The organism is Halomicrobium sp. HArcht3-1 (genome assembly GCF_058933345.1).
Genome location: NZ_JBZYDM010000004.1, coordinates 350,103 through 361,629, shown reverse-complemented (window position 1 = coordinate 361,629; position 11,527 = coordinate 350,103). Strand labels below are relative to the sequence as shown.

Here is an 11,527-nt window from a genome sequence, read left to right as displayed (position 1 = left end):
GTACGGCTGGCTTTCGCGGGCTACTGCCTGTATTACAATGACCGGGTGAGCCATACGTAGCATACAGTGTTAGATAGATGATAGTATTTCCGACCCATCCACGACGCTGCTGGAGGCACCGATGACGGACGACCAGCCCGACGAAACGGACGAGCCAAGCGGCCTCACGCGCCGCGAGACGCTCGCGCTCGGCGGGGCGGCAGTGGGGAGTATGGCCCTCGCCAGTGCCACCGTCGCACAGCAAGACGGGGCCGGGAACGAACCCGTCGGCAATCAGCCGACGGACGAGCCGCCCGACGACGATGACGAAGACGAAGACGACCGGCCGGCAGGCAGTGGCGCACGCACCTACCGCGTGACCATCGCGAACCTGACGCGGGGCCAGCCGTTCACACCGCCTGCGGTCGCACTCCACCGGCCTGCAGTCGAGGTGTTCTCCGTCGGCGAGCCGGCGAACGAAGCGGTCCAGCAGGTCGCCGAGAACGGCAATCTCCAGCCGTTGGTGGACCTGATCGAGGACACCGAGGCGATCCGGGCGGCGGCGGTCGGCGACGCACCGCTCGTCCCCGACGACGACCCCGGCGACACCGGGAACCCCTACTACACGACCCTCGAACTGTCGGCGGACGCCAGCGCGACGCATCTGACGTTCGTCAGCATGCTGATCGCGACCAACGACGGGATCGTCGGACTCGATACGGTCCCGTTACCGGACGCGGTCAACGCCTCACACACCAACTACGCCAACGGCTACGACGTGGGCACCGAGCAAAACACCGAAGCCTTCGCAGATCTGGTCCCACCGGCACAGACGCTCATTCAGGGATCGGGGTCCGGCGGGACTACAGAGAGCGATCCCGACCTCGCAGAAGACGGCGTCATCAGACCGCATCCGGGGATCAGCGGTGACGGCGACCTCGACCCGGCGGTGTACGGCTGGCGTGAACCGGCCGCACTCGTGCAGATCGAGCGGACCGAGTGACGGCCGAGCGCGTCACTCACGCCTGCAGCCGACGAGGTACGCTGGCGAGGCCCCCCAGCGGCGCTCGAACCCGGTCCGGTAGGCAAAGACGACTTCCCAGCCCCCGGCCCGCGCGAACCGACGGTCGATCTCCGACAGTGTGAGTCCGTAGCTCGTGCGAACGTCACGGCGCGCGTCGCCCAGCACGTAGTACAGGCCGCCGGGCCGGAGGACCTGACCGAGTCCCTCGATGAAAACGTCCCGCTCGCTGTCGCCGAGGACGTGGAACATCGCCGAGTCGACGACGGTTCGGAAGCTGAACCCTCGTTCGCGGAGCCGTGGGAGATCGAGTGCGTCGAGGACGAGAAACTGGGCCGGGATGCGACGACCCGCAGCCTTCTGGCGGGCCTGCTGGATCGCCATCGTCGAGAGATCGATCCCGAGTACGTCGTGGCCCCGTCTGGCGAGAAACAGCGCGAGTTCGCCGGTCCCACAGCCCACGTCGAGGACCGGACTCCTGACCAGACCTGCCTCCGCGAGCGCGACGAACGCGGGCTGGGGCCGACCGATGTCCCAGTTCGGGACGCCGGTGTACGCTGCATCGTACACGTCGACGAGAGGATGGTGTGGGCGAGTGAGACCCATCGATGGAGACGAGACGCGCCAGCGACAAAGAGCTACGTCAGCCCCCGGGTCCCCAGCAGGGTTTACGTTCGAGCCACTCCCAACCGAAGATATGGCACCCGTTCGCAGACTGGTCATCGACGTACTGAAGCCCCACGAGCCACCGCTGGTCGAGTTCACCGCACAGGTGAGCGACCTCGACAGCGTCGCTGGCGTGACGGCGACGCTGGTCGAGCTAGACAAGGAGGTCCAGAACGTCAAACTGACAGTGGAAGGCGAGTCGGTGGGCGTCGACGCCGTCGAGGCGACCGTCGAGCGACTCGGCGGGACGGTCCACTCCATCGACGAGGTCGCCTGCGGCGAGTACACTGTCGAAGCCCGCCCCACCCTCCAGGACTGATCGTGCCCTCGTTCATCGCTCGCCTGCGTCGCCTGCTGGCCAAGGAGGACGTGCGTTCGATCTCCCGGCGCTACTTCGTCTCGAACGGGTTCGACGGCACCCTGACCTGTATCGGCGTCGTCGTCGGCGCGGTCCTCTCTGGGATCCCCGACGGCGCGACCGTTATCAAGATCGGACTGGGCGCGGCGGTCGGCCTCGGTACGTCGGCGGTCTGGAGCGTCTGGGAGATCGAGCGCGCCGAGACGAGAGCCGAGGTGCTCCGGCTCGAACAGGCCATGCTCACCGATCTGGACGACACCCGCATCCAGCGCGAGCACAGCGGTGAGCGCATCCTGCACGCCACGATGAGCGGTCTCGGTCCCATGATCGGCATTCTGATCCCGCTCGCGCCGTTCCTCGTCGAGGGGTCGCTCCTGTCGATGACCGAGGCAGGGATCACCGCTGTCGGGCTGGGAATCGGCGTGCTCGGCGCGTTCGGGGCCTACATGGGGTCGATCTCCGGCCAGCGGTGGTACGTCGCCGCCGCCCGGATGGCACTCGCCGGGCTGGTCGTAGCGATCATCAACGTCTTCCTGCCCGGCTAGTCGGGATCGGAACGTGGGTCGTCACCGCTCTCGCAGGTGTCGCTTCGAGAGCCAGCCGACGAGAAAGAGCAGGGGCGTCCCGACAGCCAGCACGGTCGCGAGCACGCCCCAGTCGGCCACCGAGAGCGCGACGGTCCCGAAGTACGCCCGCAGTGGCGTGTAGAGGACGGCCAGATGCAGCGAAAAGGATAGCAACACTGAGAGCGCGAGCCAGCCGTTCGAGATCAGGGGGGTGTCGCGGGTCCAGCGGACGGCGTAGAGTTTGGCGAACTCGAAGACGACGAAGCCGGTAAACACCATCGTCATCGCGTATGGCGTCACGGCGGGTGCGCCGTCCAGCGTATAGACCATCAGGCCGAGCATGAGGACGGTCGCGACGAGACCGAAGCCACCGATCAGCCCGAGCATCTCCCGGTCGATGATGCGGTCGCTGCGTTCGCGTGGATCGCGGTTCATCACGTCGCCGGCCCGGTCGGTGCCGAGTGCCAGCGCCGGCAGGCCGTCGGTCAGGAGATTGATCCAGAGCAACTGGACCGCAGGGAGGATGAGATAGCCACCGAGTGAGGCGAGGAAGACCAGCGCCACCTCGGCGGCGTTGGCCGAGAGGAGGTATGCGACGAACTTCCAGACGTTGTCGAAGATCGTCCGGCCCCGTCGGATCGCCGCCCGGATCGTCGCGTAGTTGTCGTCCAGCAGGACGATGTCGCTGGCCTGTTTTGCCACGTCGGTCCCCCGTACCCCCATAGCGATGCCGATGTCGGCGTTCTTCAGCGCCGGGGCGTCGTTGACACCGTCGCCGGTCATCGCGACGGTGTGGTCGGTCGCCTGCAGCGCCTGCAATACCCGAACCTTGTGGTTCGGCTCCGCGCGGGCGAACACGGCGGTCTCGTGGACCCGATCACGGAGTGTCTCGTCACTCATTTCGGCGACTTCCTGGCCGGTGAGGACTGTGTCTCCGAGACCGATCTGGCGAGCGATCGCTCGCGCCGTCAGGGCGTTGTCACCGGTGATCATCTTCACGTCGATACCGGCCCGGTGGGTGTCGGCGATGGCGTCGGCGACCTCGGGACGGGGCGGATCGAGCAGACCCTGCAGGCCGACGAAGATCAGCTCGTCCTCGGGGTCGGTCGGCCGGTCGGTGTAGGCAAAGGCGAGCACCCGCAGGGCGTCGTCGGCGAAGGTCTCGATCTGCGTCTGGATGCGCTCGCGGGTCGCCTCGTCCAGCGGTTCCGGCCCGTCCGGCCCCAGCACGCGCGTCGACCGCTCCAGTACGACCGCCGGTGCGCCCTTGACGTAGGCCACGTCCTCGTGGATCGTCGCCATCCGTCTGCGTTCCGAGGAGAAGGGGCGTTCGTCGACGCGTGGCTGTGCTGTGCGCAGGCGCTCGACATCGAGCCCCGCATCGCTGGCCGCCCGGACGAGGGCGCGTTCGGTCGGGTCACCGTCCTCGGCGGTCGCGTCGTTGCAGACCGCACCGATCGTCAGCAGGCGCTCGAAGCGCTCGTCGTCCCGCGCCTGTTCGGCGACGGCAGTACCGCCGTCGGTGCCGGCGGTAGGGTCCGTCTCGCTCGACTCGGCACCGCCGACGGCGGCCGTCGCGTCGTGGACCCACGCCGCACGGACCCGCATCTCACCCTCGGTGAGCGTCCCGGTCTTGTCCGTACAGATGACATCGACCGAGCCGAGTCCCTCGACGGCGGGCAGCGTCCGCACGAGCGCGTTCTCGTCGGCCATGCGCCGGACGCCCAGCGCCAGCGTGAGCGTGACGACCGCCGGCAGCCCCTCCGGGATGGCGGCGACCGACAGCGAGATCGCGGTGAGTGCGGCATCGACGAGCGCGGTGCCCCCGACCACGAGCAGTGGGACCAGTACGGCAGAGAGCGCGAGCACGCCGATGCCGAGTTTCCGGCCCAGCGAGTCGAGATCACGCTGGAGCGGGGTGCTGGCGTCCTCGGCGGTCAGGAGTGCGGTCGCGATCTCGCCCATCTCTGTGTCCATCCCGGTCGCGACGACGAGCGCGGTCGCCGACCCGCGGGTGACGTTCGTTCCACGGTACACCGCATTCGTCCGCTCGGCCAGTGGCGTCTCGGCCGGGACCGTCCCGATCGCCTTCTCGACGGGGACGCTCTCCCCGGTCAGGGACGCCTCGTCGACCTCCAGTGATCGTTCCTCGATCAGGCGACAGTCGGCCGGCACGACGTCGCCGCCATCGAGCAGGAGGACATCGCCGGGCACGAGATCTGTCGCGGGGATCGTCGTCTCGGTGCCGTCGCGGCGAACGACCACCTCCGGGGCAGCCATCTCGCGCAGCGCTTCGAGGCTGCGCTCGGCGCGGTACTCCTGCACGAAGCCGAAGACGCCGTTGGCGAGCAGGATGATCCCGATGAGTACCGCGTCGACGGTGTGGCCGATCGCGAGCGAGATGGCCGCGGCCACGAGCAACACCCAGATGAGTGCGCTGGCAAACTGCGCGAGAAAGACCCTGACGGGGCTGCGAGCGCCGCCGGACTCGATCTCGTTTAGACCGTGCCGTTCGCGACGCTCGGCGGCCGACTGGCTGTCGAGCCCGGCGGGTCCCGTATCGAGGTCGTCGTAGCAGTCCTCGACCGGTCGGGCGTGCCAGTCGTCGGCCGTGGTCTGGTCGTGCGTGGGCATGGATGAATCGGAGGTCGCCAGTCGAGTGGGTACGGACGATCGACCGCCCGGTCAGGGGCCGCGAGCGCCCTCTGTCCGCGTCGTCAGGTCGTCGGGGACGAGTCGCAGGAACTCGAAGTCGACGACGCGGGTCGGTTCGTCGAAGATGTCCACGAGCGGGATGTCGACGTGGTCCAGCCCGTCGAGTGCGGCCGTCCCGATGTCGTCGGAGTCGATGTTTGCCAGTTCGCCGCGGGCGACGACGCTCCGGTAGTGGCCGTCGTCGTCCGTGCCGTACGTGACGAACGTGGCCGCGCGGCCGTCGAGGTCACCTTTCTCGCTGTCGGGGCCGACTGCTAGCCGGAAGTAAAAGACCGACTCCGTCGGGTCGTAGCCATACGAGACCGGCACCGAGTGAGGCGGCGCGTCGGCCGGCGTCGACAGCGAGACGACGCCGGTCCCGCCGTTGCCAAGCATCTCGTCCCGTTGCTCGTCGGTCAGCGTCGCGGGGCTGTCAGCGCTCATGGTGAACATGACGGCTGGCCGAATAATAAAGCCGCCCCCGGCGAGTGACCCAGACCGGTCGCTGTCGTCACTGACCGCCCGTCGTCGGAACTGGGCGCGACGAGCGGGACCCAGCGACAACGATCCGTCGCTGACTGTTGGCTGTCGCTGTTTCACAGATCGACAGCCGACAGTGTCAGGAGCGACCGGCATCGCTGTCACGTCGCCACGCAGCCACTCCGACCACGAGACCGACCGCCAGACAGACCGCAGCGACGAGTGACGTGGCGAGACGGCCGACGACCGGCACGTCGAGGTACGTGACCACGCCGAAGACGACGAGTGCGTAGCCAAGGCCGGCCGCCCCCTCCGCGAGCCAGCGCTGTCGCGGCCGCAGGCGTCGGTACTGGAGCGTGACGGCCAGCAGCGTCAGCGCCCCGGCCATCCCACCGGAGAGCACGCCGAGGAGACCCGCGACGAGATCGACCTCGATCACAGTGATGATGAGGGCAGCGACGAGCGCGAAGGCCGTCACGCCACAGCCGACGCCGACGATCGGTGCGCGCCTGTTCATAGCGAGAGACAGACCGCGGGCACGCAAAAAGCTACGCGCCGTGGCAGACATGTCAGTCGGTCTCTGTCAGTGTGCCTGTCGATGGAAAGACGACGGCAACAGTGTCGAGCGACTACGCCACCGGCGAGGGCCAGACCGCGAAGGTCGCCGCGCGGATCGTCGCGACGCTCACCGAGCGCGGTCACGAGACAGGGCGTCTCTGGCAGCGTCGTTCGCGGCCCGAGAGCGTCGCGTGTGGTGGTCCCGACGAGTGGTAAGCAACCGTTACACCGGTACGTCGCTGATACTTACGTGCGACGCGCGTCCCCTTGAGCTATGCCGAGCGCGTGGCGCCAATGGATCGACGACCATCCGGTGGCGGCGTTCGTCGTCGGCGCGTATCTCTACACGTGGGTCGTGACCGCACCGGCGGTGGTCATGGAACCCAGTTGGACGGCCGCGATCATCGTCTACGTCGGGAGTTTCGGCCCGCCGATCAGTGCGGCCGTGGTGACGTGGCTACGCGGCGAGGACGTGCGGGCGTGGGCCAGCCAGATCGCGCGCTGGCGGGTCGGCTGGCAGTGGTGGGCCGTCGCACTCGGTCTCCCGGTCGCCGCTGCGGGCCTGATCACGGTGGGCATCGTCGGCGTCGGTGGCCCGGTCGAACTCGGGCAGGGCCTGCCCGATCCGCTCGTGTTCGTCGGTATCTTCCTGTTCTCGCTGGTGCTGAGCGGCGGGCTGAACGAGGAGCCGGGGTGGCGGGGGTTCGCCCAGCCACGACTCAACGAGCGCTACGGCGCGTTCGGTGCGAGTCTGCTGATCGGCGTCGTCTGGGCGGGGTGGCACCTGCCCTACTTTTTCGCGCCGGTGACGCCCCACTCCGGGTTCACGCTGGCGAATCAGATCGGGTGGGTTGGCGGCATCCTCACCCTCTCCGTGTTGCTGGCGTGGGTGTACAACAGCACCGGGAGCGTCCTGCTGGCGATGGTCCTGCACGCGATGACCAACACCGCCGACGTGCTGATCCCGCTGGCACCGGAACAGATCGTCGTCGCGGGTGTGATCGACGAAGGTGCGGTCGCGACCGTCAGCGCCGTCCACGTGATCGTCTACGTGGTGCTGGTGCTCGTCGTCGTCTGGTACTACGATCGCCGACGGCTCACCAGCGGGACCCTCCCCGGCGTGCCGGGACAGGGGCGTGACCGCCCCGGTACGGGCGATTGAGCGGGCCGTCCGACCCGTCTCACTCTGGCACGAGGCGGATCGTGACCTCGTCGGCGAGGTCGGCGTCGCCGTCGACGTTGATCGCCGCACCGAGGGCGTACTCGCCCGGCGTCGCGGGTTCCCACTCGCGTTTCGAGACCCGGAACGTCTGGGGCCACTGCCCGGAGAAGCGCTTTCGCTCACCCCGATCGAAGTGGAACTGTCCCGCCTCGTCGGGCGGGTCGTACTGGTCGACGTGGGAGGCCTCGGGCAGGCCATCGACGGTCCACGACCACAGCACCGGCGACCGCGTCGACAGCGTCACCGGGATCGGCAGTTCGTTCTTCATCCGCACCTCGAACGGGACGGCAGTCCCGATCGGGTACGTCTCGTTCGGGGTCGCGATCGACACCGAGATGGCAAAGCGGCGCACCCGCTGGGGGACGAGCCATCGGCTCAACAGACTGCTGTTGACCGAGCGCGCCGACTGTGGGCGGTGCTGGTCGTCGTCCTCGTCGGGCGTAAACGGGTCCACGTCGCGTTGCGATCCCAGTCCGAGGCGTCGTCGCATCGGCCGTACGGAGGGAGGGGACGAGCAAAAACGTTCGTATGGAACGGTCAGTCGTCGGCGACGTTGCCGTCTCGCAAGACCGCCGGCGGGTCCGGGTAGTCGTCCTCGTACAGCAAGCACGCGATCTCGTGAGTGCTACCAGTCGCCGTCAGAGGCGGATCGCGTCCCTCACAGGGCGATTCGAAGGCCGTCGCTGCCCGTTCGCGAGCGCCGGCGATGTCCTCGTCGGCGAGGTCGTCGATCACCGCCGAGAGGGACGACTCCGCCGACGGGTCAGCGAGCGTCGCTGGCAGTCCGAACTCCTCGCGGACCAGCGCGTCCAGTTCGTCCCGGGAGGCCCGGTGTGGATTGCGGTCCTCGCCGGCCGGGATGGCCGTCAGCGACGCCAGTTCGTCGCTGTCGGCGAGCCTGAGTTTCAGGTCCATCACCGAGCGCCACTGTCGCTGGGGCAGGTCGTAGTCGTCGGGCTGGATCACTCGCGGACAGCGCGTGTGGAACCGACAGCCGTCCGGGGGATTGATCGGCGAGGGGACGTTGCCCGACAGCAGCGTCTGGTCGGCCTCCCACAGCGGGTCCGGTTCGGGGATGGCCGACAGCAGCGCCTCCGTGTAGGGGTGATGGGGTGGCTCGAACACGTCTTCGGTCGCACCGATCTCGGCGACTTCGCCGAGATACATCACCGCGATACGATCCGAGATGTGCTCGACGACGCTCAGGTCGTGGGCGATGAAGATGTAGGACAGGCCAAACTCCTCCTGGAGGTCCTCAAGCAGATTGAGGATCTGGGCCTGGACGCTCACGTCCAGCGCGCTCACGGGTTCGTCACAGATGATGACCTCCGGGTCGACCGCCAGCGCCCGGGCGATGCCGATCCGCTGGCGCTGGCCCCCGGAGAACTCGTGGGGGTAGCGGTTGGCGTGGCTGGGATTCAGCCCGACGGTTTCGAGCAGGTCGTAGATGCGTTCCATGCGAGCCTCACCGCTGGCGATGTCGTGGATGTCCAGCGGTTCGCCGATGATGTCCCCGACCGTGAGTCGCGGATTCAGGCTGGAGAAGGGGTCCTGAAAGATGTACTGCAAGTCCTTGCGCAGCGCCCGGAGTTCGGAACTGGAGGCGTCGGTGAGATCGACCTCTTCCTCGCCGTCGTCGTAGTACACCGCACCGTCGGTCGGCTCGATCAGTTGCAGGATCGAGCGCCCGAGCGTCGTCTTGCCACAGCCGGACTCGCCGACGACGCCCAGCGTCTCACCGGCCTGCAGTTCGAGGTCGACGCCGTCGACGGCCCTGACCAGTTGGGACTCGCCCAGTAGCCGGTCGACAAAGCCCTCGTCGGTCTCGTAGTACTTCGTGAGGTTCTCCGTCCGCAAGATGGGGCGGGACTTACTCACGCTGATCACCGACCCGTGCCTGTGGGTCCTCACCATCGACTTCGACGGTGTAGTCGAGACCGCCGGTCAGGTCGCCCGTGTACTCCAGACAGGCGGCGGCGTGGTCGTCGACCGAATCGCCGGCCTCGTGGCCCGTCTCGGGATCGACCAGCACCGGCTCCTTCCGTGTACAGGCCTCCTCGGCGTACGGACAGCGTGTATGGAAGCTACAGCCGGTGGGTACGTCCACGAGGTCCGGCATCGTCCCCGGAATCGTCTGCAGACGCTCGCGCGTGTCGCCGATCCGCGGGATCGAACTCATCAGCCCCACGGTGTAGGGGTGTTTGGGGTTGTAGTACAGTTCCTCGACCGGTGCCTTCTCGACTGGCTGGCCGGCGTACATCACCATCACGCGGTCACACACCTGTGCGACCACACCCAGATCGTGTGTGATCAACTGGATGGCTGTATCGAACTCCTCGGCCAGATCCTCGATCTGGTCCAGGATCTTCGCCTCGATGGTCACGTCCAGTGCGGTCGTCGGTTCGTCGGCGATCAGCAGGTCCGGGTCACAGGACAGCGCCATCGCGATGACGGCCCGCTGTTGCATCCCGCCGGAGAACTCGTGGGGATAATCGGAGTAGCGCGTCTCCGCCTCCGGGATGCCGACCTCGTCGAGCAGACGGATCGTCCGCTCGCGGGCCTCGGCGTCGTCGTAGCCCATGTGGTGTCTGATCGCCTCGGAGATCTGTTCGCCGACGGTGTACACCGGGTTCAGGGCGGTCTGGGCGTCCTGGAAGATCATCGCGATCTCGTTGCCCCGAATCGACCGAACCTCCTCCTCACTCATCTCGAGGATGTTCTCGCCTTTGAACAGGATCTCACCGCTCTCGATCTGGCCGGGTTCCTCGATGAGACGCATCAGCGACATCGCGGTGACGCTCTTGCCGGCCCCGCTCTCGCCGACGACCCCGAACTTCTCGCCGCGTTCGATCGTATAGGAGAGATCGTCACAGGCCGTGACGACACCCTCCTCGGTGTAGAAGTTGACCGTCAGATCGTTGACTTCGAGCAGCGCCATCAGTTCCCCCCTCCCTGACCGACATCGACGTTGCTCTGGGCGTCCAGTGCGTCGTTGACGCCGTCGCCGATCATGTTCATCGCCATCACGAAGATGAAGATGGCACCGCCGGGGAAGACAGTTGCCCACCACGGGATCGAGCCGCCCGGCCCCTGAATGATCGTCTCGCGGGTCGCGTCGAGCATCGTCCCCCACTCGGGGGTGCCCGGCGGGAAGCCGAGACCGAGGAAGCCAAGCGCCGCGACACCGATCACGACGGTCCCGATCGACAGCGACGCCTGCACGATCAGCGGTGCAATGGCGTTGGGCACGACGTGTCTGAAGATGACCGAACGGTCGCGCGCGCCCAGTGCCTGTGCGGCCGTGACGTACTGATTTTGTTTGACCGAGAGGATCTCACCGCGGATGAGGCGGGCGTAACCCGCCCAGCCGGGGAAGACGAACGCGGCCACGAGCTGCCAGTATCCGCCACCGAGGATGGCGACGATCACCAGCGCAAGCACAAGCGCGGGGAACGCGAAGACGGTGTCGACGATGCGCATCATGATCTCGTCGACCCAGCCACCGTAGTACCCCGAGACTGCGCCGTAGATCAGGCCGAACCCGGCCGTGATGAACACGACCACGAACCCGATCGAGATGCTGGCGCGACCACCGACGAGCACCCGGGAGAACATATCACGGCCGGAAGCGTCAGTGCCCATCGGATGAAACGGCGCGAGCGACGGGGGGTCGTACGGGTCGATCGACGGGTTCTGAAGGTAGAGAATGTTCTGTGGGTCGTAGGGCGCGAGCGAGATGGGTTGGACCGTGATCCCGGCGATTTCGACCGGTCTGGCGAAGATCGTCACGACCGCCATGGCCGCGACGACGTACAGCCCGATCATCGCCGTTCGGTTGTGTCTGAACTGTCGCCAGGCCCGTGCCCAGCGCCCCTCTGTCGTCCCACCCGTGTCTTCGGTCCACTCCGACAGTGGCTCACGTTCCGTTACCCGCTCCGTGTCGAAACCGCTGATCTGTATCCGCCCTCGTTGTGTAGACATTG

13 protein-coding genes are annotated in these 11,527 nt (G+C 67.2%); 5 read left to right on the top strand and 8 right to left on the bottom strand.

The features are described 5' to 3' along the window. The first annotated feature begins 121 nt into the window (after positions 1–121). Positions 122–982 (top strand): spondin domain-containing protein, encoded by an 861-nt coding sequence (locus AC5FRW_RS09440; protein ID WP_493568191.1) that lies wholly within the window; start codon positions 122–124, stop codon positions 980–982. 12 nt (positions 983–994) lie between these two features. On the opposite strand, the gene AC5FRW_RS09435 is transcribed toward AC5FRW_RS09440, so the two are convergent. Continuing rightward, positions 995–1,606: a class I SAM-dependent methyltransferase gene (locus tag AC5FRW_RS09435; RefSeq protein WP_493568190.1), complete on the bottom strand. Its 612-nt coding sequence runs from the start codon at positions 1,604–1,606 to the stop codon at positions 995–997. Positions 1,607–1,697: 91 nt separating this feature from the next. Between AC5FRW_RS09435 and AC5FRW_RS09430 the strand changes: the two genes are divergently transcribed. Both AC5FRW_RS09430 and AC5FRW_RS09425 read left to right on the top strand, forming a co-directional pair. Further along, positions 1,698–1,985, top strand: a complete 288-nt coding sequence (locus AC5FRW_RS09430) for a DUF211 domain-containing protein (RefSeq protein ID WP_493568189.1) — start codon at positions 1,698–1,700, stop codon at positions 1,983–1,985. A gap of 2 nt (positions 1,986–1,987) precedes the next feature. Continuing rightward, the gene (locus tag AC5FRW_RS09425; protein ID WP_493568188.1) at positions 1,988–2,569 is read left to right on the top strand and encodes a VIT1/CCC1 transporter family protein; all 582 of its coding nucleotides are present in this window, start codon (positions 1,988–1,990) and stop codon (positions 2,567–2,569) included. A 21-nt stretch (positions 2,570–2,590) separates the two neighbouring features. Here the strand turns inward: AC5FRW_RS09425 and AC5FRW_RS09420 are convergent, their stop codons facing one another. The 3 genes from AC5FRW_RS09420 to AC5FRW_RS09410 all read right to left on the bottom strand — a co-directional run bounded on the left by AC5FRW_RS09420 (position 2,591) and on the right by AC5FRW_RS09410 (position 6,281). Then, a complete protein-coding gene (locus AC5FRW_RS09420; protein WP_493568187.1) occupies positions 2,591–5,224 on the bottom strand; it encodes a cation-translocating P-type ATPase in 2,634 nt (877 codons plus the stop codon). Positions 5,225–5,275: 51 nt separating this feature from the next. Beyond that, positions 5,276–5,728 carry a pyridoxamine 5'-phosphate oxidase family protein gene (locus AC5FRW_RS09415; RefSeq protein WP_493568186.1) on the bottom strand — a complete coding sequence of 151 codons (453 nt, stop codon included), beginning with the start codon at positions 5,726–5,728 and terminating at the stop codon, positions 5,276–5,278. A gap of 175 nt (positions 5,729–5,903) precedes the next feature. Further along, positions 5,904–6,281: a DUF8147 domain-containing protein gene (locus tag AC5FRW_RS09410; RefSeq protein ID WP_493568185.1), complete on the bottom strand. Its 378-nt coding sequence runs from the start codon at positions 6,279–6,281 to the stop codon at positions 5,904–5,906. Positions 6,282–6,382: 101 nt separating this feature from the next. On the opposite strand from AC5FRW_RS09410, the gene AC5FRW_RS09405 reads away from it, so the two are divergent. Next, positions 6,383–6,538, top strand: a complete 156-nt coding sequence (locus AC5FRW_RS09405) for a hypothetical protein (RefSeq protein ID WP_493568184.1) — start codon at positions 6,383–6,385, stop codon at positions 6,536–6,538. Positions 6,539–6,596: 58 nt separating this feature from the next. Next, positions 6,597–7,484: a CPBP family intramembrane glutamic endopeptidase gene (locus AC5FRW_RS09400; protein WP_493568183.1), complete on the top strand. Its 888-nt coding sequence runs from the start codon at positions 6,597–6,599 to the stop codon at positions 7,482–7,484. 19 nt (positions 7,485–7,503) lie between these two features. Here the strand turns inward: AC5FRW_RS09400 and AC5FRW_RS09395 are convergent, their stop codons facing one another. From AC5FRW_RS09395 to AC5FRW_RS09380, 4 genes are read right to left on the bottom strand one after another with little or no spacing between them, the layout of a single operon-like run. Further along, positions 7,504–8,034, bottom strand: coding sequence for a DUF7974 family protein (locus AC5FRW_RS09395; protein ID WP_493568182.1), 531 nt, complete (start codon positions 8,032–8,034; stop codon positions 7,504–7,506). Positions 8,035–8,081: 47 nt separating this feature from the next. Beyond that, entirely contained in the window at positions 8,082–9,458 is a 1,377-nt protein-coding gene (locus AC5FRW_RS09390) for an ABC transporter ATP-binding protein (protein ID WP_493568181.1), read from the bottom strand. Continuing rightward, complete coding sequence (locus AC5FRW_RS09385) at positions 9,415–10,482, bottom strand: ABC transporter ATP-binding protein (protein ID WP_493568180.1); 1,068 nt, start codon at positions 10,480–10,482, stop codon at positions 9,415–9,417. Before AC5FRW_RS09385 ends, AC5FRW_RS09390 begins: the two co-directional genes overlap by 44 nt. After that, a complete protein-coding gene (locus AC5FRW_RS09380; protein ID WP_493568179.1) occupies positions 10,482–11,525 on the bottom strand; it encodes an ABC transporter permease in 1,044 nt (347 codons plus the stop codon). Before AC5FRW_RS09380 ends, AC5FRW_RS09385 begins: the two co-directional genes overlap by 1 nt. Positions 11,526–11,527: the final 2 nt, after the last annotated feature.